This window comes from Streptomyces caeruleatus, from assembly GCF_001514235.1.
Lineage (GTDB): Bacteria > Actinomycetota > Actinomycetes > Streptomycetales > Streptomycetaceae > Streptomyces > Streptomyces caeruleatus.
The window spans coordinates 273041-294692 of record NZ_KQ948934.1 but is presented as its reverse complement, the minus strand read 5'-3'; the positions used below and the strand labels follow the sequence as shown (position 1 = coordinate 294692).

At 70.6% G+C, this 21652-nt stretch carries 18 protein-coding genes; 10 read left to right on the top strand and 8 right to left on the bottom strand.

Features of this window, described 5'->3' with window-relative positions; all coding sequences use genetic code 11:
* Positions 1-4 precede the first annotated feature (4 nt).
* Together helR and AQJ67_RS31315 are read right to left on the bottom strand one after the other, a co-directional pair.
* A complete protein-coding gene (helR, locus tag AQJ67_RS31320) occupies positions 5-2182 on the bottom strand; it encodes an RNA polymerase recycling motor ATPase HelR (RefSeq protein ID WP_062722701.1) in 2178 nt (725 codons plus the stop codon).
* A 131-nt stretch (positions 2183-2313) separates the two neighbouring features.
* Positions 2314-3519, bottom strand: coding sequence for a glycosyltransferase (locus tag AQJ67_RS31315; RefSeq protein ID WP_208615078.1), 1206 nt, complete (start codon positions 3517-3519; stop codon positions 2314-2316).
* Between the two features lie 508 nt (positions 3520-4027).
* Between AQJ67_RS31315 and AQJ67_RS31310 the strand changes: the two genes are divergently transcribed.
* The 5 genes from AQJ67_RS31310 (at position 4028) to AQJ67_RS31290 (ending at position 8593) form a co-directional block, all read left to right on the top strand.
* Complete coding sequence (locus AQJ67_RS31310) at positions 4028-5638, top strand: ATP-binding protein (protein WP_079056274.1); 1611 nt, start codon at positions 4028-4030, stop codon at positions 5636-5638.
* Positions 5635-6042 carry a roadblock/LC7 domain-containing protein gene (locus tag AQJ67_RS31305; protein ID WP_062722698.1) on the top strand — a complete coding sequence of 136 codons (408 nt, stop codon included), beginning with the start codon at positions 5635-5637 and terminating at the stop codon, positions 6040-6042. The genes AQJ67_RS31310 and AQJ67_RS31305 overlap by 4 nt, the downstream gene beginning before the upstream one ends.
* The gene (locus tag AQJ67_RS31300; RefSeq protein ID WP_062722697.1) at positions 6039-6440 is read left to right on the top strand and encodes a DUF742 domain-containing protein; all 402 of its coding nucleotides are present in this window, start codon (positions 6039-6041) and stop codon (positions 6438-6440) included. Before AQJ67_RS31305 ends, AQJ67_RS31300 begins: the two co-directional genes overlap by 4 nt.
* Positions 6421-7041 (top strand): GTP-binding protein, encoded by a 621-nt coding sequence (locus AQJ67_RS31295; RefSeq protein WP_062722696.1) that lies wholly within the window; start codon positions 6421-6423, stop codon positions 7039-7041. Before AQJ67_RS31300 ends, AQJ67_RS31295 begins: the two co-directional genes overlap by 20 nt.
* Before the next feature lie 70 nt (positions 7042-7111).
* Positions 7112-8593 carry a cytochrome P450 gene (locus AQJ67_RS31290; RefSeq protein ID WP_062722695.1) on the top strand — a complete coding sequence of 494 codons (1482 nt, stop codon included), beginning with the start codon at positions 7112-7114 and terminating at the stop codon, positions 8591-8593.
* A gap of 18 nt (positions 8594-8611) precedes the next feature.
* On the opposite strand, the gene AQJ67_RS31285 is transcribed toward AQJ67_RS31290, so the two are convergent.
* The 5 genes from AQJ67_RS31285 to AQJ67_RS31265 form a co-directional block, all read right to left on the bottom strand.
* On the bottom strand, positions 8612-9553 hold the full coding sequence (locus tag AQJ67_RS31285) for an RluA family pseudouridine synthase (RefSeq protein ID WP_062722794.1): 942 nt from the start codon (positions 9551-9553) through the stop codon (positions 8612-8614).
* Positions 9554-9606: 53 nt separating this feature from the next.
* Entirely contained in the window at positions 9607-10680 is a 1074-nt protein-coding gene (locus tag AQJ67_RS31280; RefSeq protein ID WP_159058856.1) for a terpene synthase family protein, read from the bottom strand.
* 199 nt (positions 10681-10879) lie between these two features.
* The gene (locus tag AQJ67_RS31275; protein WP_062722693.1) at positions 10880-11095 is read right to left on the bottom strand and encodes a DUF6192 family protein; all 216 of its coding nucleotides are present in this window, start codon (positions 11093-11095) and stop codon (positions 10880-10882) included.
* Between the two features lie 571 nt (positions 11096-11666).
* A complete protein-coding gene (locus AQJ67_RS31270) occupies positions 11667-12512 on the bottom strand; it encodes a siderophore-interacting protein (RefSeq protein ID WP_062722692.1) in 846 nt (281 codons plus the stop codon).
* Positions 12513-12684: 172 nt separating this feature from the next.
* A complete protein-coding gene (locus AQJ67_RS31265) occupies positions 12685-13614 on the bottom strand; it encodes a 5'-3' exonuclease (RefSeq protein ID WP_062722793.1) in 930 nt (309 codons plus the stop codon).
* Between the two features lie 229 nt (positions 13615-13843).
* On the opposite strand from AQJ67_RS31265, the gene AQJ67_RS31260 reads away from it, so the two are divergent.
* From AQJ67_RS31260 to AQJ67_RS31245, 4 genes are all read left to right on the top strand, one after another.
* Positions 13844-14932 carry a quaternary amine ABC transporter ATP-binding protein gene (locus AQJ67_RS31260; RefSeq protein WP_062722691.1) on the top strand — a complete coding sequence of 363 codons (1089 nt, stop codon included), beginning with the start codon at positions 13844-13846 and terminating at the stop codon, positions 14930-14932.
* Entirely contained in the window at positions 14925-17549 is a 2625-nt protein-coding gene (locus tag AQJ67_RS31255; protein ID WP_062722690.1) for an ABC transporter permease/substrate binding protein, read from the top strand. The genes AQJ67_RS31260 and AQJ67_RS31255 overlap by 8 nt, the downstream gene beginning before the upstream one ends.
* 525 nt (positions 17550-18074) lie before the next feature.
* On the top strand, positions 18075-18644 hold the full coding sequence (locus tag AQJ67_RS31250; protein ID WP_062722689.1) for a helix-turn-helix domain-containing protein: 570 nt from the start codon (positions 18075-18077) through the stop codon (positions 18642-18644).
* Positions 18644-19363 (top strand): helical backbone metal receptor, encoded by a 720-nt coding sequence (locus tag AQJ67_RS31245; RefSeq protein WP_062722688.1) that lies wholly within the window; start codon positions 18644-18646, stop codon positions 19361-19363. The genes AQJ67_RS31250 and AQJ67_RS31245 overlap by 1 nt, the downstream gene beginning before the upstream one ends.
* Here AQJ67_RS31245 and AQJ67_RS31240 read toward each other — a convergent pair.
* A complete protein-coding gene (locus AQJ67_RS31240; RefSeq protein WP_062722687.1) occupies positions 19275-20399 on the bottom strand; it encodes a TDT family transporter in 1125 nt (374 codons plus the stop codon). The two genes, AQJ67_RS31245 and AQJ67_RS31240, sit on opposite strands and share 89 nt — an antisense overlap.
* Before the next feature lie 70 nt (positions 20400-20469).
* Here AQJ67_RS31240 and AQJ67_RS31235 point away from each other — a divergent pair, with 70 nt between their 5' ends.
* A complete protein-coding gene (locus AQJ67_RS31235) occupies positions 20470-21393 on the top strand; it encodes a LysR family transcriptional regulator (RefSeq protein ID WP_062722686.1) in 924 nt (307 codons plus the stop codon).
* The last annotated feature ends 259 nt before the right edge of the window (positions 21394-21652 follow it).

Below are 21652 nucleotides of genomic sequence, written 5' to 3'. Positions count from 1 at the left end.
CCTCTCAAGAGGTGAGGATGACCAGCTGCTGGGTGGCCCTTGTCATCGCCACGTAGCGGTCCACTGCTCCCTGGATACCCTCGCCGAAGGTCTGAGGGTCCACCAGGATCACCAGGTCGAACTCCAGGCCCTTCGACAGCTCTGGGGTCAGGGACTGGACGCGGTCCGTCGGGCGGAAGTCGGGGGCGCCGATCACGCAGGCGATGCCCTCGGTGTGCTCGGCGAGCCAGGTGCGGAGGATCGCGTCGAGGTCCGTGGTGGGACCATGGAGGACCGGGATGCCGGAGCTGCGGACGGACGTCGGTACGTTCGCGTCGGGGAGCGCGGTGCGGATGACGGGCTCGGCCGCCGTCATGATCTCTTCCGGGGTGCGGTAGTTGATGCTCAGGGACGTCAGGTCGATGCGGTCGAAGCCGACTCGTTCGAGGCGTTCCCGCCACGACTCCGTGAAGCCGTGCCTGGCCTGGGCGCGGTCGCCGACGATAGTGAGGCTTCGGGACGGGCAGCGCAGCAGCAGCATCTGCCACTCCGCGTCGGTCAGCTCCTGGGCCTCGTCGACGACGATGTGCGCGAACGGGCCGGCGAGCAGATCCGGGTCGGCGGTGGGCAGGGCCGAGTCGTCGACCAGGGAGTTGCGCATGTCCTGCCCGTGCAGCATGACCAGGACGCCTTCGCCGTCGTCGTAGGTGTGGGCCGCCAGCAGCTCGTCGACGACGCGGCCCATGCGCTCGTGTTCGGCGGCGACAGTGGCCTCGTGGCGGCGCTTGCGCCGTGACGCCTCCGGGTCGCCGAGCCGCTGCCGCGCCGCGTCCAGGAGCGGGAGGTCGGACACCGTCCAGGCGTGGGCGGCCGCTCGCTGGAGCCGTTGGACGTCGTCGCGGCCGAGCCAGGGAGCGCACATGCGCAGGTAGGCGGGTACCGACCACAGGTCGCTGACCAGGTCCGCCGCTTCGAGCAGTGGCCATGCGCGGCTGAAGGCCGTGAGCAGCTCCCTGTTCTGCGTCAGCGACCGCCGCAGCAGGTCGGCAGGCACCTCGCCGTCCTGCGTCGAGGCATTGCCTTCGTGCTTGTCCACCAGGATCGTGAGCAGCTCCTCCCAGACCTGGTGGCGCGCCTCGTTGTGCGGGGTGCCGGGTTCCGCCGCGTCGAACGCCACGGCCCAGTCGGTCGGGCTCAGCCAGACGTCGGACCAGTGGGTCGTGACCGTCATGCCCTTGGTGGGCGGCTCCTCGTAGAACCTGACGGCCTTCTCGATCGCCCTGACCAGGTCCGCGGACGACTTCAGGCGGGCCACCTCGGGGTCGGCCTCGACGGTCGCCGTGGCGCCCTCGGCGACGAGGTCGCGCAGGATGCAGGTCTGAACGCCCTCCTCGCCGAGGCTGGGCAGGACGTCGGAGACGTAGGCCAGGTACGGGCGGTGCGGGCCGACGAAGAGCACGCCGCCGCGGCGGTGACCGAGGCGGGGGTCGGCGTGGAGGAGGTAGGCGGAGCGGTGCAGGGCGACGACGGTCTTGCCGGTGCCCGGGCCGCCGTCGACGACGAGGGCACCCCGGGATCCCGCGCGGATGATGGCGTCCTGGTCGGCCTGGATCGTGCCGAGCACGTCCCTCATCCGGGGCGACCGGTCGCTGCCCAGGCTGGCGATGAAGGCGGACTGGTCGTCGAGGGCGGCATGATGCCCGGCCAACCCGTCCGGGGTGAACACCTCGTCCCAGTAGTCGCTGATCCGGCCGTCGGTCCAGCGATACCGACGGCGTCCGGCCAGCCCCATCGGGTTGGCGTGGGTGGCGCCGAAGAACGGCTCGGCGGCCGGGGAGCGCCAGTCGAGCAGCAGGCGCCGGCCGGTGCTGTCCGTCAGGCCGAGGCGTCCGATGTACACGGGCTCGGAGCCGTCCGCGCCGACCATGTGCCCCAGGCACAGGTCCAGGCCGAAGCGGCGCAGGGTGTGCAGGCGCGCGGTCAGCCGGTGGACCTCGATGTCCCGGTCCATGGCCTGCTGACCCTTGCCGCCGGGAGCCCTGCGTGCCGCGCCGAGGCGGTCGGTGAGCTCGGCGATCGACTGTTCGAGGCACTCCGCGATGGCCGCGAAGTGCTGCTCGTCGCCGGCGATCAGGGTCGGGTCGGCCTTGGGGGAGAGGCGGTCCGGGAGGGCGAACGCGCTGGCGGTGGTGAGGGGTTTCAAGGCATCAGCTCCGAAAGGGGGGCGGTTGAATGCGGTGTTGCGGTGTTCCGATGTTGCGGTGTTGCGGTGTTGCGGTGTTGCGGTGTTGCGGCGTCGCGGGGGTGCAGCGGTGCAGTGGGACGCGGCTGTCCTCAGAAGGCCCCGTCGAGCAGCAGCTTCGCGGCTACGTCCGTCCCGTCGGTGCGGATCGTCGCCGCCAGGGCGGTCGCTCGCGTGCGGGTCTCGGGCGTGAGCGCCGTTTCGAGCGCGGCGGACAGGGACTTCAAGGTGGGCGTCGGGCCGTCGTGTGCCGCGCCGATGCCGAGGTCGGCGACCCGGCTGGCCCAGTACGGCTGGTCCGCGAGCTGGGGCACGACGACCTGGGGTGCGCCGGCCCGGGCGGCCGTGGTCGTCGTCCCCGCGCCGCCGTGGTGCATGACGGCGGCCACCCGGGCGAACAGCGCCTGGTGGTTGGCCTCGCCCACGGCGAGGCAGTCGTCCCGGTCGTCGATCAGGGCGAGGTCGGCCCAGCCGCGGGAGACCAGGACGCGGCGGCCCTGGGCGCGTACCGCGTCGACGGCCACCTGGGCGGCGTCCGTCGAGTCGTGCAGGGGCATGCTGCCGAAGCCGACGTACACCGGCGGGGTGCCGGCGTCCAGGAAGGTCTCCAGTTCGGCCGGCAGCGGGCGGACGTCGGGTGCGATCCACGCGCCGGTCTGGACGGCGTCGAGGCCCGGCATCTCGTGCAGGGGGTCCAGGACCGGGTCCGTCGCCACCCACGGCCGGTCTCCGATGACGTAGTCGCGGACGTGCGCCACCGGTGGCAGGCCGATCGACGTCCGGTTGGTGTTGAGCGCCTCACCGAACAGCGCGTCGATGCTCTGGGCGTCCAGCTCCCACCGCGCCCGGTTGTCGGTCACCTCCGGCGGGAACGGGCGGCCCCGGTAGGCGAGCGGCGGGCGGTGCGGCGACGGCAGCGTGAGCTGCTGGAAGGTGACGGACACGGAGGGGATGCCCAGCTTCTCGGCCACCGAACGGGCACCTGCCGCGGCCGGCATCATGCCGGTCGCCACCAGCACATCGCATCCCTCGGCCGCCGCGGGCATCACCTCGAACTGCCCGGCGATCACCTCGGCCGCACGCCGGGGCATCGACGACGGCGGCGCCACCGCCTTCGTCAGCGCGCGCGCCGACGGGCCGACCGGCACCAGCGGTACGTCGACGCCGGCCAGCCGTCGCGCGAAGTCCTCGTCCGGCGGAGCGCACACCCGTACCTCGGCACCGAGCTCCCGCAACCGCACCGCCAGGCCGACCATCGGCTCGACATCCCCCCGCGACCCATAGGTCGACAACAGCACACGCACTTCGCGACTCCCCGTTTCCGCAGGTCTTTGGCCTAGGCCGGAGATTCTGCGGTATGACGGGGGCCTTGCCGCAAGCCCCCCGGTGCGCTATAAGTTGAGAGTGGCAAGGAGTCGGAGACCTCCTTGCCTTTCTTTTTTGCCGCTCCGGGCAGGCATCCGCGGCAGGTATCGCGGAAGGCAGCGCAGCGGGCATCCGCCGGAATCCGCTCTTCACCCGTCACGGTGAGTATCTTCGCACGCCCGTGCGCCATGACGCAGCGTGTACGAATGTAATCCGAGCGTATAAATGGAGCCGAGCGTACTACCGCCGCGCACCCCATTTCAGGTGCTTGCTGAATATGACACAGCGATGATCCGGTCGGACTAAGCTCGCCCGCAGCGCACCGAGTTGAGGTGTAATCGTGCGCTTGTTCCCCAATCATGCAGAAGATTCCGACATACCCATGACATTCCCCCCTGCAAGCTCCCCCTACACCCACCCGATTCGTTTCAGAGGGCCCACATGGTGAGCGTTCAATCCCAGCCCAGTCGCCGTGAACTCCCGTACGCGCGCGTGCTGTTGCTGCCGGCCATAGCGATGGCCGCGGCGACCGGAGCTGCCGTCGCCGTGGTGACGGAGCCGGCCCGGACGGCCGTCGGCGTGTGCGGTGCCGTGGCCATGCTGCTGGTGCTGGTGTCCGCGGCCGAAGTCGTGCGCCGCGGCCGCGCGCTGCGGGATCTGCGGGCCGAGCACGCCCGTCACACCGCGTATCTGGAAGGGCGCGTCGCCGCCCACGACGAGGCGATGGACCGGCTCGCCACGGAGATCACGCCCGCCGCGATCAACCGGCTGCAGCGCGGCGCTTCCACCTATGAGGTGATGCGCGACCTCGCCAAGCTCGACCCGTCCTACGCCCATCTCTCCCGGGCGGAACTGTCGTTGGTGCAGTCGATGCTCGACCTCGTCGACCACCAGGAAGCGCTCCGCGACTCCGCCCAGCGCTCGTTCGTCAACATCGCCCGCCGCGTCCAGTCGATCGTGCACCAACAGGCCGTGGAACTCCGGGAGATGGAGGAGGACCACGGACGTAACCCCGAGGTCTTCGACGACCTGCTGCGCATCGACCACGGCACCATGCTGATCGGCCGTCTCGCCGACTCGATCTCCGTGCTCGGCGGCGGCCGACCGGGCCGTCAGTGGCCCGACCCCGTTCCGCTGTACAGCGTGCTGCGCGGCGCCATGTCGCGGATCCTGGAGTACCGGCGCATCAGCCTGGACTCCATCGCCCAGGTCAACATCGCCGGGATCTCCGTCGAGCCGATCATCCACGCTGCGGCCGAACTCCTCGACAACGCCACCCGCTACTCGCCGCCGCAGACCAAGGTGCACGTCACCGCCACCGAGGTGCAGACCGGGGTCGCGATCGAGATCGAGGACTCCGGCGTCAGCCTCAGCGAGGAGGCCCGCGCCCGGGTCGAGGGCATGCTCGAACGCGCCAAGCAGGGCACCGACCTCCAGGACATCGGTGAGTCCCCGCGCCTCGGCCTCGCCGTCGTCGGCCGTCTCTGCACGGCCTTCAACATGCAGGTCTCGCTGCGCTCCTCCGCGTACGGCGGTGTGCGCGCCATCCTCGTCGTGCCGCGCGAGATGATGACCAACGACCCCGCTCCCGGACTCGCCCACGGCATCGGCGCCGGGGCCGCGCCCAAGGCCGACCCCGACGCGCTCGAGGGCCCCAAGCGCGCCCCCAAGAAGCGGCGCCCCACCAGCCCGAAGATCACCGCGGCCATGGCCTCCATGGAGGACGACGTCCCCGTCGTCACCGAATGGACCGCGGGCGGGCTGCCCCAGCGCCGCAGCCGGGTCAAGACCCCGCTCAGCAAGCGCATCGCCGAGCAGGCCGCCATCGAGCAGGCCGAGCGCGAGGGCAGGCCGACCATCTGGTCCACGCCCAAGCCGGACCCCGAGCCCGAGCCGGCGAAGGACGAGTCCGTTCCCGGCGCGTGGGTCGAGGCGTTCTGGAACGGACTCAAGGACAAGCCCGACCCGCTCACGCTCAAGCCGCGAACCCAACCCGCCCAACCCGCCCAACCGGCCCGCCCCGAGGCCGACGACGAGGGGGACATCAAGTGATCCAGCAGCGCGCCAACTTCGACTGGATGCTCAAGGAGCTCCACGACGGCGTACCGGGCATCGAGATGATCGTCGTGCTCTCCGCCGACGGTCTGCGCATCGCCCGCTACGGCGGTGACCCGGACACCGCCGACCGCGTCGCCGCGGCGTGCGCGGGGCTGCAGAGCCTGGCGAGCGCTGTCGCCACGGAGATCCCGAACAGCGACGGCAAGATGAAGATGGTCCTCATCGAGATCAACGGCGGCTACTTCTATCTGATGGCCGCCGGCGCCAACGCCTATCTCGCCGTGCTCTCCGACACGTTCGCCGAACCCGGCCGCATGAGCAACCGCATGTCCGACCTCGTCGCCCGCATCGGTGCCCATCTCACCAGTCCTCCCAGGCGCAACGGGCAGACCGTATGACTCCTCCGCAACGCCAGCGGCGAGTCCCCAAGCAACAACCGCCCTCACCACCCCCCAGGGCCGGCAAGCCGAAGAACCCCGAGCGGCTCTTCGTGGTCGCCGGACCGGACGGCGGCGAGCGCGACGGCGACCTCGACCTCGTCACGTTAATCGTGGCGCGCGCCGAGCCCCCGCCCTCCGCCACGCCCGAGCAGTCGGCGCTGCTCCGGCTCTGTTCCACCCCCCTGTCCGTGGCCGAGCTGTCGGCCTACCTCAACCTGCCGTTCAGCATGATGACGGTGCTGCTCACCGACATGCTGACGGCCGGACTGGTGACGGCCCGCAACCCGATCGTGCGCCAGTCCGTCGCCGACCGTTCAATCCTCGAAGCGGTGATGCATGGACTTCAAAGGCTCTGACACCGTCCCCGGCCCCCGGACCGAGGACCAGCTGCCGCACACGGCAGAGGCCGCGGTCAAGATCGTGATCGTGGGCGGCTTCGGTGTCGGCAAGACGACCATGGTCGGCTCGGTCAGCGAGATCAGGCCGCTGACCACCGAAGAGACCATGACGCAGGCGGGCATCGGCGTCGACGACAACTTCGGCTCGGACACCAAGACGGCCACCACCGTCGCGATGGACTTCGGTCGCATCAGCATCACCGAGCAGCTCGTGCTGTATCTCTTCGGCACCCCCGGCCAGGAGCGCTTCTGGTTCCTGTGGAACGGGCTGTTCGACGGTGCGCTGGGCGCGGTCGTGCTGATCGACACCCGCCGCCTGGAGGTCAGCTTCGACGTCATGGGACGGCTGGAGGAACGCGGCGTGCCCTTCGTGGTGGCCGTCAACACCTTCCCGGACGCGCCCCGTTACCCCGTCGCCGAACTCCGTACGGCACTCGACCTGCCCGAGGAGATCCCCATCGTCGAGTGCGACGTACGCCGCCGGGCCTCCAGCCGGGACGTCCTGATGACCCTCATGCGCTTCCTGCACGCGCTGGCCATGGCGAAGGCCCCCGCCTAGCCGCCCCCACCCCCGCCACCCCCCTCTCACCTCTGTACACCGGATTCACCTCAGCTTCGGAGCGACCATCGTGACGCCTGAATCCCTCTTCCCGACCGGTACGGACGACTCCACGGCCGTCCCGCCCCCCGGCTGCCCCGCGCACGGCATCGGCCCCGGCGGGCTGCGCCGGCTGTACGGCCCCGACGCGGAGGACCTGGGAGCCGTGTACGAGAAACTCCGTGCCGAGCACGGGCCCGTGGCTCCCGCACTGCTGCACGAGGATGTGCCGGTGTGGGTGGTGCTCGGTCATACCGAGAACATGCACATGGTGCGTACGCCCTCGCAGTACAGCCGGGACACCCGTTTGTGGGCCCGACTGCAGGACGGGAGCGTGAAACCCGATCACCCGCTCATGCCGCATCTCGCCTGGCAGCCACTGTGCTGTTACGCCGAGGGCGACGAGCACCTGCGGCTGAGGGGCGCGGTCACCGGTGCCATCTCGACCATTGACCACCGGGGCATCCGTCGTCACATCAACCGCGCGACCCAGCACCTCGTCAACCAGTTCTGTGAGGAGGGCGGGGCCGAGCTGGTCGCCCAGTTCGCCGAGCGCCTGCCGATGATGGTGATGTGCGAGATCCTCGGCATGCCCGAGGAGTACAACGACCGCCTCGTGCAGGCCGCACGCGACCTGCCCAAGGGCACCGAGACCGCCATCGCGAGCAACGAGTACATCATGGGCGTCCTGATGCGGCTCACCGCCCGCCGCAGGGCCGAACCCCAGGACGACTTCACCAGCCATCTGATCAACCACCCGGCGCGACTCACCGACGAAGAGGTCGGCCAGCATCTGCGCCTCGTCCTGATCGTCGCGTACGAAAGCACCGCCAACCTTCTCGCCAACGTGCTGCGCGTGGTGCTCACCGACCCGCGGTTCCGCGCTCAGCTCAGCGGCGGACAGATGACGGTGCCCCAGGCGGTCGAACAGTCCATGTGGGACGAGCCGCCGTTCAGCACCGTGCTGGGCTATTTCGCCAAGCGGGAGACCGAACTGGGCGGGCAGCGTATCCGCCAGGGCGACGGACTTCTCATGGGTATCGCGCCGGGCAACGTCGACCCGCGCGTCCGCCCCGACACGGGGGCCAACATGCAGGGCAACCGCTCGCACCTCGCCTTCAGCGGTGGTCCCCATGAGTGTCCGGGCCAGGACATCGGCCGTGCCATCGCCGACGTCGGCGTCGACGCGCTGCTGACCCGCCTTCCCGATGTCGAGCTCGACTGCGACGAGGAGGAACTGCAGTGGCGGGAGAGCATCTCGAACCGGCATCTGGTGGAACTGCCGGTGCAGTTCGCGCCCAAGCCCCAGCAGGACGACTCGATGGGCCCCCAGCACCCGCTGTCGGCGCAGCGCCTGGGCAACCGGTCGTTCAGTGTGCCCCAGGCGCAGCCGCCGGCTCCGGAGCCGACCGCTGCGCCCAGCGTCCCGGGCTCCGCCCCGATCCCGACGCCCGAACCGGTCCGCCGACCGAGGCTGTTCCAGCGGGTTCTGCGCTGGTGGCGCGGCGAGTGAGCCGCCGGGGCACGGGAGTCACCCGGCCCACTCCTCGTACGACGACCAGGCCCGCAGTACACGCGGGCTGACGAACCGGTGCTCGCGCCCGGTGACCGGATCGGTGAACTCCAGCACCTTCGCCAGCAGTTGGAGCGGACGGCGGAAGTCACCGGCCGGCACGGGGCCGGTTACGACCGGATAGAGGGGATCGCCGAGGATCGGCACCCCCAAGGCGCTCATGTGCACCCGTAGTTGGTGCGTCTGCCCGGTACTCGGTGTCAGCCGGTACCGGGCACGCCCGTCTCGGTGCTCCAGCAGCTCGACCCTGCTCACGGCGTTCGGCTCACCCGTGACCTCGCGGGCCGCCATGACCCCGCGCTCCTTGACGATCCGGCTGCGCACGGTACGAGGGAGAGCCAGCGTCGGGCTGTACGGGGCCACCGCCTCGTACTCCTTCGCCACCCGCCGGTCGCGGAACAGCGACTGGTACGCCCCGCGCTCCTCCGGCCGCACGGTGAACAGCACCAGCCCGGCAGTCAGCCGGTCCAGCCGGTGCGCCGCGCCCAGCGCGGGGATGCCCAGCTGCCGCCGCAGCCGGGCCAGAGCCGTCTCGGTGACATGGCTGCCGCGCGGGGTCGTGGCCAGGAAGTGCGGCTTGTCGGCCACCACCACGTGCTCGTCCCGATAGACGACGTCGACCTCGTACGGCACACGTTCCTCAGTGGGAAGTTCCCGGTGGAACCACACGAACATGCCCGGTACGTACGCCATGTCCCGTGGTACCGGACGCCCGGCCGCGTCCACGACGCGCCCCGCGTCGAGCATGGCGTCGATCACCCCGGGCTCGGCCGCGAGCCGAGCCACGAGATGATCCCGCACGGTCGCCCATGCGTCCCCGGCCGGCAATCGCACCCGTACGGCATCCACCCCGTCGCGCTGCGGCAGGGGGGAGGGCGGGGGCGGGGTACGGCGTCGCATCACGATCAAGGGTACGGCGCCGTAGATCCGTCGGCCCGCGACGAGCGGACCACTCAGCTGTGCCGACCGCCGTGACCTGCGTCGTCGAGGAGCTCCTCGTCATGATCCGTGAGGTGCAGGCCGAACGATCCTGCCTCAGACGAGAGTCGGTAACGGGGCGTGTGCTCGTGCCAGTGAAGGCTGCCGCTGATCCACAGGGCCAGGTCCTCCAGTGAGTCGTCGACGAACGCCCACTGGGCGTCGGTGACCTCGTAGAGCCCTCGCATGGCCCGCAGGTCGTCGCACGCGGTCAGGAAGTCCGCGGTGGCTTCGTGAACCATACGGGCCGCCTTGCGGGCGGCATCGCTCCAGGTGCCACCACGGGCTTGTCGGACCACGGCGGTGAGATGGTCCGAGTCGCCTGCCGCGAGATCCTTGGGGAGTGAATACAGGTCGTTCGTCCAGCTGATCGCGTCGTTCGCGGCAAACCGTACCATCCGGTACAGATCACTCCCGGCGACGGTCTCGGGCAGTTCTCGGTCGTGACCGACCTCCAAGAGATCGAAGGTCATCTCGGCGCCTGAGTGCAGCCGCCGACGCCGTATGTAACTGGGCACGCTCAACGGGGCGCGGCGGCCCTGCCGGTGCGGTCGGGCTCGCAGGGACAGGGCAAGCCAGTCACGGTAGTGGGCCCGGTAGCGGCTGCGCCAGGCCGACGAACGCGCCGGAGCCGTACGCCGCCACAGGTCCGCGGCGGCAGCAGCCAAGGGATCCTTGGGCTTGTGCCGGTCCCTGAGATCAACCGGCAACTGTGCCAGCAGATCGGCGACAAGCCTCTCCGCCTGTGCGTCGTCCGTGCGAGGGTCGTCCAGGAAATCGTCCACCAGCCAGTTGTGACCGTGCCACCACGCCACCGTCTCCAGGGCGGCGACCCGCGGGTAGGTGTAGCCGGCGAAGCGGGCGAATCCGCTGTGCGCGAACCGCTCACGCTGCCGTGAATTCCTGAACAGTCCGTGTAAGGACGCCCACTGCAGGAGACTCTCCTGCACTCGGTCGGCTTTGGGATGCAGCCGCACCTCGACCGGACCGTGGAGGGCAGGAACCCGGAAACCCTCCGGCGGCGCGGGCATGGTGTCCACAACAGTCATCGAGGCACCTCCTGATCGACTTCGTTGCTGGAATGACGTGGATCAGTCGGCGGCGTCTTGCGCGCGGGCGGATATGACGGTCGGGGCGAAGCGCACCGCATCAGGTGCGAGCTCGACCACGGGGAGGCCCCAGGCGACTTACCAGGAGCAGAGCCTTTCATGTTGCCCTCCGGGTGACGGAGTCGACCAAAACCATGAACTACGCGCTGTGCTCCATACGCTGCGACTGCGGCGTGGCTGACTTGTGTACGGAGGGGACCCACTGACTGAACCGGTCGAGCGGGGCCTCGTCAGCCGCGCGCCGGGACGTGTCGTCGGTCGTGGTGTTCAGGACGACCGCCGAACGGCGCAGATAATCGGTGGTCACCACCGCCGCGACCGCGGCGTCGGCGACGCGGTCGTTGATCTCGTCCACCTTCCAGTGCGCCTACCGGTTTAGTCAACTGTCCGAGGCTGGTTACAGCTGAACGCGAGTGACCGTTCCGGGACGAATTCGCATCGCCGGACGATCGACCTCGGCGGGCTGCCGACCGCGTCGGCGTGCGTCCGGCGGCCGCCTCGCGGGGGCGGCGGAGGGCGCCGCAGACCCGGGGGCATGCGTCGCGTCCCTGCTCAGCCTGCCCGGCGTGGCGGTCCCGTGTCGCAGTGCCGACCGTCGCGGCCATCGGGACACCACCCCCACGGGCCCCGGGTGCGACACCCTCATGCCGTCAACTCTCCCTGACAGCCCACCTCTTCGCACCATGCGATGGTTTCCGGCCGTGGGAAAGGGTGTACTTCCCGGCGCGCGGAGCGGACTCCGGGGCCGCCGGTCGCGCGGTCTCACGCCCCCTGGGTTCGGTGCGCCTCTTGTACCGGCCATCTTTGTGGCGGCCGGACGAGGCGTTCGTCGCGGCATCCGGGCATGGGAAAAGGGGCGGCACCTCGAACCGCGTTCAAGCAGAACGGTGTTCGGGGTGTCGCCCCTGTCGCGTGTCGACGCAGGGCTACGCGGCCGGTGCCGCGCCCTCCTGCTCCGCCTCGATCCGGGCGTTCCAATCGCGCTTGGAGGCCTGCCAGCCGTCCTCGTCGTGGCCGAGCCGCCAGTAACCGGAGATCGACAGGTCCTCGCGGGCCACGCCGCGCTCGACCCGCAGCAGCTGGCGCAGCTCCTTCACGAAGTGCGCCTCGCCGTGCACGAACGCGTGTACCCGGCCCTGCGGGAACTCCAGCGCGCGTACGGCCTCCACCAGCGCCTCGCCGACGCGGCGGGAGCCGCGGTGCAGCCAGACCACCTCGACATCGGAGTCGATCTTCTGCTCCTCCTCGGGGCCGGCGATCTCCACGAAGGCGTACGCCGTGGCACCGTCGGGCAGCGACTCCAGGGAGCGGGCGATGGCGGGCAGCGCGCTCTCGTCGCCGACGAGCAGATGCCAGTCGGCGTCGGGGTCGGGGGCGTAGGCGCCGCCGGGACCCATGAAGCGCACGGTCTCGCCGGGCTGGGCGCGCATCGCCCACGGGCCGGCCAGGCCCTCGTCGCCGTGCAGGACGAAGTCCAGCGTCAGCTCACGGTGCTCGGGGTCCCATGCCCGCACGGTGTAGGTCCGCGTCACCGGCCACTGCTCGCGCGGCAGCTCCTCGCGGATGCGCTCCAGGTCGAAGGGCTCGGGATAGCTGACGCCCTCGGGGGAGAACAGCATCTTCACGTAGTGGTCCGTGCAGGTGTCCGCCGCGAAGTCGGCGAGCCCCTCGCCACCGAGCACCACACGCTGCATGTGCGGGGTCAGCCGTTCGGTACGGACGACCTGCGCGGAGTGGGGCTTCCGCGGCTTGCGGGCAGGGCGTAGCGCCATCACTGGCCTCCCTCGTTCCAAGCTTAGGTTTACCTAAGTTAGCACCTCGTCCTGGAGAATGCCGCTATGACTCGTTCATGAAAGGGCGCATGTCGCGCGCGCAAGGTCCGAATTCCCCGCGCCGCGATCCCCATTCACCCGCCCCGCACGCCCTGCCTGCCCCCCGGGTCCTTCACGCCCCCAGCGTCCCCAGCAGACGCTGGAGCGACCCGCCAAGTCCCCACCGCAGCGCCAGCTCGTCCAGCCCCGCCGGATCCCGGGGCGTCCGCGGCAGTGTCGTGTCCACGTCGGGCAGCGGAACATCGCCCGCGACCCGCACCACCGTCGGCGCGACGGCGACGTACGCCCGTGACTCGTCCAGCCGCTTGCGCTGCGAGGGAGTGAGCTTCGCCTTCGGGTCCTCGACCGCGGCCATGATCCCGGCCAGGTCACCGAACTCGGCCAGCAGCTTCGCCGCCGTCTTCTCCCCGATGCCGGGCACGCCCGGGAGGCCGTCGCTCGGGTCGCCGCGCAGCAGCGCCAGATCCGCGTACCCACGGCCGTCGACGCCGTACTTCTCGCGCAGCCACGCCTCGTCGGTGAGCTGGAGGGTGCCGACGCCCTTGAGCGGGTACAGCACCCGGACCCCGCGCGCGTCGTCCACCAGCTGGTACAGGTCGCGGTCGCCGGTGACGATGTCGACCGGGCCCTTCGCCCGCCCGGTGAAGGTGCCGATGACGTCGTCCGCCTCGTACCCCTCGACGCCCACCCGCGCGATCCCGAGGGCGTCCAGGACCGCCTCGATGACCGGCACCTGCGGGGACAGCGTGTCGGGGACCTCCTCCTCGTCCGGCCCCACCTCGTGCTCCTCGGCGACGCGGTGCGCCTTGTAGGACGGGATCAGGTCGACCCGCCACTGGGGGCGCCAGTCGGCGTCCATACAGGCCACCAGCGCGTCCGGGCGGTGGTCCTTGACCAGGCGGTCGATGAAGTCGAGGAGCCCGCGCACGGCGTTCACCGGTGTGCCGTCCGGGGCCTTCACGGAGTCCGGGACGCCGAAGTAGGCGCGGAAGTAGAGCGAGGCGGTGTCGAGGAGCATCAGTCGTCCGGTCACGCCTCGCATCATGCCGTACGGCACTGACAGCGAGGTCACGCCTCGCGTCATGCCGTACGGCACCGACAGCGCGGTCCGCTGCGCAACGCGTTGCGGTATGCGCGTGGCCTGTGCGCTGCGCCACTTGTGCGTTTGTGCCCGGAGATCGAGGGCAGGCGCGCGCTCGGAGCGACGCACCCGCGCACTCGGCCGCGGTGCCCGTCGCTCCCTTCCTTTGCCGTCGAGACAAGAGGTACCCGTGGCATCCAGGCTTGAGGCCGAACACCTGTACAAGGTGTTCGGGAGACGACCGGACGAGGCTGTCGAACGGCTCCGCCAAGGAGCCGACCGGGAGGAGTTGCGCGCCGACGGCACCACCGCCGCCGTGATCGACGCCTCCTTCACCGTGGAACCAGGCCAGATCTTCGTCGTCATGGGCCTGTCCGGATCAGGCAAGTCCACCCTGCTGCGCATGCTCAACGGGCTCCTGGAGCCGACCGCCGGTCACGTCCGCTTCGACGGCCAGGACCTGACCGCGATCGGCGACCGCGAGCTCCGCGAGGTCCGCGCGAACAAGATCAGCATGGTCTTCCAGCACTTCGCGCTCTTCCCGCACCGCAGTGTGCTGGAGAACGCCGCCTACGGTCTGGCCGTGCAGGGCGTGCCCCGCGCCGAGCGCGAGAAGCGCGCCGGCGAGGCGCTGGCCCTGTGCGGACTGGCCGGCTGGGAGAAGTCCTGGCCCGACGAGCTGTCCGGCGGCATGCAGCAGCGCGTGGGCCTCGCCCGCGCCCTCGCCACCGACGCCGACCTGCTCCTCATGGACGAGTCCTTCAGCGCGCTCGACCCGCTGATCCGCCGGGACATGCAGGACCAGCTGCTCCAGCTCCAGCAGACCCTGAAGAAGACCATCGTCTTCATCACCCACGACCTCAACGAGGCCATGCGCCTCGGCGACCGCATCGCGGTCATGCGGGACGGCCGTATCGTCCAGACCGGCTCGGCGGAGGACATCCTCCTGCGCCCCGCCAACGACTACGTCGCCTCCTTCATCCAGGACGTCGACCGCTCCCGCGTGCTGACCGCGGCGGCCGTCATGGACGAGCACATCGCCGGCGACGAGGTCAGCTGCGGCTGCGAGACCGCGACGACCGTCACCCCGTTCACCGAACTCTGCGCGATCAGTGCCCGCCTGACGCACCCCGTCGCGGTCCTGGACGCCGCCGGGAAACTCGTCGGACGCGTCCCCAGACAACGCCTCGTCGGCCTCCTCGGCGACCAGCAGGGCGAGCCCGCGCCCTGCGACAACCCGCGCGACTCCCGCGACGGGAAGGTGATCGCCAATGCCTAGGCTCCACTTCGGCGACTGGATAGAAGACCTGGTGGGCTGGCTCCAGTCCCACCTGACCTGGCTGTTCGACCTCGTCAACACCGTGCTCGGCGGCATGTACGACGGTGTCAACGCCGTCCTCGGTGGCGGCGAGCCGCTGCTCATGGCCGGGGTCCTCGCGGTGATCGCGTGCTGGCTGCGCGGTCTGCTGCCCGGCGCGCTGGCCTTCGTCGGCCTCGCCCTGATCGATTCGCTCGGGCTGTGGGACGACGCGATGGACACGCTCTCGCTCGTCCTCGTCGCCTCGGTCATCACCATCGTGTTCGCGGTGCCGCTCGGTATCTGGGCCGCCCGCAGCGAGCGGGTCAGTGCCCAGCTGCGGCCGGTGCTCGACGTCATGCAGACGATGCCGGCGTTCATCTACCTCATCCCCGGCGTCATGTTCTTCGGCGTCGGCACCACCCCCGGCCTCCTCGCGACGATCATCTTCGCCATGCCCCCGGGCGTGCGGATGACCGAGCTGGGCATCCGGCAGGTGGACGGCGAGCTGATCGAGGCCGCCGAAGCCTTCGGCACCAGCCCGCGCAGCACCCTGGCCCGCGTCCAGCTGCCGCTCGCGCTGCCGACGATCATGGCCGGGGTCAACCAGGTCATCATGCTGGCCCTGTCGATGGTGGTCATCGGCGGCATGGCCGGCGCCGGCGGCCTCGGCGAGCAGGTCTACTCCGCGATCACCCAGCTCAAGGTCGGCCTGGCTGCCGAGAGCGGGGTCGCCGTGGTCATCCTCGCGATGTACCTGGACCGGATGACCGGAGCGCTGGGCCGGCGCGTCTCCCCGCTCGGCCGGCGCGCCGCAGCCAAGGCGGCCGTCGCCGCCGCGGGCCGCTTCCGGCTCGCCCACTACAAGCCGGGCGGCGCCGTGGCGGTCATCGGCGTTGTGATCCTCGCGCTCGTCGCGGGCGGCATGAACCTGGCCGGCTCCGGGAGCAGCAAGGAGGCCGGGGCCGGTACGGACGTCGGCCAGGGCAAGAAGATCAACCTCGGCTACATCCCCTGGGACGAGGGCACCGCCACCACCTACCTGTGGAAGGAGCTCCTGGAGCAGCGCGGCTACGAGACCGACGTCAAGCCGCTCGACCCCGGCCCGCTCTACTCGGGCGTGGCCCGCGGCGACATCGACTTCCAGACCGACGCCTGGCTGCCGACCACGCACAAGGCGTACTGGGACAAGTACAGCTCCCAGCTCGACGACATGGGCGCCTGGTACGGGCCGACGTCGCTGGAGCTGACGGTCCCGTCCTATGTGAAGGGCGTCGACTCGCTGGCCGACCTGAAGGGTCGGGGCAAGGAGTTCGGCGGGAAGATCATCGGTATCGAGGCGAGTGCCGGGATGATGGGCACGCTGAACGAGTCGGTGCTGAAGGCGTACGGCCTGGACGGCGAGTACAAGGTGGTCTCGTCCAGTACGTCCTCGATGCTGGCGGAGCTGGACCGGTCGATCAAGAAGAAGGAACCCGTGGTGGTGACGCTGTGGTCGCCGCACTGGGCGTATGGCAAGTACGACCTGAAGAAGCTCAAGGACCCGGAGGGCGCCTGGGGCAAGGGCGAACAGATCCACACCGTCGCGCACAAGGGCTTCGCCGAGAAGGACCCGACCGTCGCGAAGTGGCTGAAGGACTTCAAGCTCACCGAGCAGCAGCTGACCGGCCTGGAGAACGACATCCGCGCCGCCGGCGAAGGCCATGAGCAGGACGGTGTCCGCGCCTGGCTGAAGAAGAACCCCGGCCTGGTGAACAAGCTCGCCCCCGTCGCCGGCGCCGCGAAGGCACAGGGCAAGGACGCGGGCAAGACCGTCGACATGGGCTACTTCCCGTGGGACGAGGCCATCGCCGCCACCTACCTCTGGCAGAACATCCTGGAGGACCGCGGCTACAAGCCGAACGTCAAGCAGCTCGACCCCGGGCCGCTCTACACCTCGCTCGCCCAAGGCCAGATGGACGTCCAGCTGGACGGCTGGCTGCCGACCACGCACAAGGAGTACATGGACCGCTTCAAGGGCAAGCTGGACGACCTCGGCGCCTGGTACGGGCCGACGTCGCTGGAGCTGACGGTCCCGTCCTATGTGAAGGGCGTCGACTCGCTGGCCGACCTGAAGGGTCGGGGCAAGGAGTTCGGCGGGAAGATCATCGGTATCGAGGCGAGTGCCGGGATGATGGGCACGTTGAACAAGTCGGTGCTGAAGGCGTACGGCCTGGACGGCGAGTACAAGGTGGTCTCGTCCAGCACGTCCTCGATGCTCGCGGAGCTCGACCGGTCGATCAAGAAGAAGGAACCCGTGGTGGTGACGCTGTGGTCGCCGCACTGGGCGTACGGCAAGTACGACCTGAAGAAGCTCAAGGACCCCGAGGGCGCCTGGGGCAAGGGCGAACAGATCCACACGGTGGCCAAGAAGGGCTTCGGCCAGGAGTTCCCCGAACTCAGTGGCTGGCTCAAGGACTTCAAGCTGACCGAGGAGCAACTCGCCTCACTGGAGGTGGAGATCCAGAAGGGCGGCGCCGGAAACGAGAAGGAGTCGGCACGCCGTTGGATGGACGCTCACCCCGGGATCGAGGACGAGCTGGCGCCCGTCGCGGGATAGCTCGACGGGTGTTGCCGTAGCCACAGGCAGTGACACGGGCAGTGACACAGGCAGTGACACAGGCAGTGACACAGCAACCGGGTGCGGGATTCATGCGTACGTGAATCCCGCACCCGGTTTCCGTATGCGCGTCCGTGCCGCCACCTGTCCGCGTGCACGGGAAGGATCCGGCCAACCACAGAGCGCTACGCCTCGCCCCCGGCCCTGCCCGCCGCTTCCTCCCGGGCCGGGCACTCCACCCGCACCCACCAGGGAACACGGGAAGCCGACGCAGCATTGAAATGAACACGAGATAATGGTGCTGATCAGGGGTCAGCGGTGACTCGGGGGCGGCGTGCGCGTCCCGGGAGCCGATCGGCTGGCGCGAACCCATGGGTCGTAGTCCCCCTGACGTGTCGTCGATGTGACGGGCGCATGAAACGGTTTGCCGAACATGCGTAGGGTGCAGAGAACTCAACAGAAGGTGTGCGCCGGGCGACGGGCGCGAGGACAGCGGACCGACGAGCGATGGAGGGAGCCGGAGGGATGGGCGACCACAAAGAACAGCCCCTTCGGGTGGGCGCGGCCGTGCGGCGACGCCGCCGCGCGCTGGACCTCACCCTCGCCGTCGTGTCCGAGCGCAGCGGCCTGTCCGTGCCCTTCCTGAGCCAGATCGAGAACGACCGGGCGCGGCCCAGCAGGAGCTCCCTCGAGAAGGTCGCCGACGCGCTGCGTACGACCGCCGTGGAACTCCTCGCCGCCGCGGACCCGGCGTGCAGCGTCGACGTGGTCCGCGCCGAGACCACCGAGCCGGCGCCGGAACCACGGACACGTTCCCTGGTGCGGGGTCACCATCAGATGCACGCCTCGGAGTTCACCGGCGACCATGACGCGGGCCGTGAATTCCAGTACCGCAACGACCAGTTGATGTACGTCGCCGACGGCGCCGTGGAGATCGAGGCCGAGGGCCGCGCCTACCGCCTGGGCCGGGGCGACACCCTGTACCTCACCGGCGGGGTGCGCCACCGCTGGCGGGCGACGGTGCCGGAGACGCGCGTGGTCGTCGTCGCGGTGGCCGAGCACATCGAGGCGGTCCGGGACCGGCCGGGGCGCTGATGCGGGTCGTCTCGCTCGTGCCGTCCCTGACGGAGGCCGTGGCCGTGTCGGCCCCCGGTGTCCTGGTCGGGGCGACGGACTGGTGCAGCCACCCGGCCGACCTGGACGTCACGCGCGTCGGCGGCACGAAGAACCCCAAGGTCGACCGGATCCTCGCCCTCGCCCCCGACCTGGTGCTCGCCAACGAGGAGGAGAACCGCGAACCCGACCTCGCCGCTCTCCGCGCGGCCGGTGTCGAGGTCCTGGTCACCGAGGTGCGGGACGTACCGCAGGCCTTCCGAGAGCTGGCCCGTGTGCTGGACGCCTGCGGTGCGACGGCCCGCCCGCGCTGGCTGGAGGAGGCGGAGGCGGCCTGGTCGTCGCTGCCGGTCCCGGCCCGGCGGACGACGGCAGTGGTCCCGATCTGGCGCCGCCCCTGGATGGTGCTGGGCCGCGACACCTTCGCGGGCGACGTCCTGGCCCGCCTCGGCGTCGACCACCTGCACGCGACCCACGAGGACCGCTACCCCCGCATCCCCCTCGACGACCTCCTGGCGGCGGCCCCGGACGTCGTGGTCCTCCCCGACGAGCCGTACCGCTTCACCGCCGCCGACGGCCCCGAGGCGTTCCCCGGCCTGCCCTGCGCGCTGGTCAGCGGACGGCACCTGACGTGGTACGGGCCGTCGCTGGCCGAGGCGCCGCGAGTGCTGGGCGCGGCGCTGCGAGCAGCGTGCCGTTGAGCAGACCCCGGGCGGTGCGCACGGCGGCGACGGTCCAGGCGGCGACGAGTACGCCGTACAGGCCGATGGCGAGGATCTCGTAGACGACGAGTCCGGTGTGCCGGGCCAGGGCCCCGGCGCCGGTGACGCAGGTGCCGACCGGGAAGGTGAACGCCCACCACGTCATCGCGAAGCCCAGGCCGTGCCGTCGGGCGCGCAGGACGTGGGCGGTGGCGAGCCCGGACCAGAGCAGGGCGAAACCCATGACGGGGACGCCGTAGAGGACGGCCAGGAGGCCGAAGCCCTCGCTGTACGGCGGCGGGAGCACTCCGGGGGCGACGTCCGCGAACGTGCCGACCGCGGTGGTGGACTGCCCGAGCGGGCCCAGCACCAGGAACAGGGTCGGCGTGAGGACGAGCGGGAGCGGTCCTTGAGTGATCAGACGGGCGAAGACCAGCGGCAGCATCAGCAGCGTGGCCAGCAGGCTGAGCCCGAACATGGCGAAGCACGCCAGCAGCAGCGTCTCCTGGGCCTGTCCGGGCGGCAGGTGCGGCACCAGGAGCGGGCCGAGCGCCGCGGACACCATGGGCGCGACGAGCGGCAGCAGCCACACGGGCGTGGCCTGTGACGGTTCCGCGCGATGGCGTACGGCCATGAGGTACGGGACGGCGACGGCGGCCGCCAGCCCGACGGCCGTGCCCACGCCGAACAGCACGGCGTCGAGTACGACCGCCGCCTCGTCGCCGATCCAGTCCCGGCCGACGGTGATCGCGCCGCCGCCGACGGCCAGCAACGCCATGGCCAGGCAGCCGTAGAACGGCGCCGTGGCCGGGTCGAGGAGGTGGGCACGGGCCTGGTCGCGGTGGTGGGTCCAGTGCAGGGCACGGGCGGTGAGGAGGGTGAGCAGCAGGACCAGGGAGAGCGCCCAGACGGCCGTGCAGGCGGTGCGCAGGCCGGGGACGTGCACCGGCAGCCCGGCTCCGGCGGTGGCGACGGCGGCGGTGCCCATGACGGCGGCGTACCAGTTGGGTCCGAGATGACGGACGGCGGTGACCATGGGATCAGCGTCGTGGGGGCTGTCATCTCCCACCAGGGAGTTTGCCTCTATGGCGACATAAACTGGGCTTATGACTCAGTCGGCGGAGGGGCAGTTTCGCGCGGGATCCCTGGCACATCGGGTCCCCGATCTCGGCGCGCTGGAGCTGTTGCTGGCGGTGGCCCGGCTCGGCAGTCTCGGTGGGGCGGCGCGGGAGCTGGGGATCACCCAGCCGGCGGCGAGCAGCCGGATCCGGTCGATGGAACGCCAGTTGGGCGTGGCGCTGGTCGACCGCTCGCCCCGGGGTTCCCGGCTCACGGACGCCGGGGCGCTGGTGACGGACTGGGCGCGGCGGGTCGTGGAGGCGGCGGAGGCGTTCGACGTGGGGGCGCAGGCGTTGCGGGACCGGCGGGACTCGCGGCTGCGGGTGGCGGCGAGCATGACGATCGCGGAGTATCTGCTGCCGGGGTGGCTGCTCGCGCTGCGCGCGCAGCGGCCGGACACCGCGGTGTCCCTGCTCGCCGGGAACTCCGCGGCCGTCGCGGAGCGGTTGCTCGCGGACGAGGCGGACCTCGGGTTCGTGGAGGGCGTGAGTGTGGCTTCGGGGCTGGACTCCGTGGTCATCGCTCACGACAACCTCATCGTGGTGACCGCGCCGGGGCATGTCTGGGCTCGGCGGCGGCGGCCGTTGGAGGCGTCGGAGCTGGCGGTGACTCCGTTGATCCTTCGGGAGAAGGGGTCGGGTACGCGGCAGGTGCTGGACGCGGCGCTGGGTGGGTTGGCGCGGCCGCTGATCGAGCTGTCGTCGACCACGGCGGTGAAGGCGGCCGCGGTGGGTGGGGCGGGGCCGGCGGTGCTGAGTGAACTCGCCGTGGGGGAGGAGTTGTCGATGCGGCGGCTGGTGAGAGTGCCGCTCGCGGATGTGTCGCTGGCGCGGGACCTGCGGGCGGTGTGGCCGACGGGCCACCGTCCGGTGGGCCCGGCCAGGGACCTGCTGTCGCTGACGCGGGGCTAGTTCCTCGCCCCCGCCGCCCCTACCCGTCCCATCCCTGGGGGCTGCGCCCCCAGACCCCCCTGATCGGCCCTTCGGGCCTCGTCCTCAAACGCCGGACGGGCTGAAAGATCCAGGCAATTTCAGCCTCTCCGGCGTTTGAGGAGCGGGGTCTGGGGCGGAGCCCCAGAAGGGGCTCGGGGCTGTGTCGATTTGCGGCTCCGCCGCGTGGGCGCGACCAGCCCCCACCGGGGCCGCAGTCGAAGGACGACCTCGGGGTCGA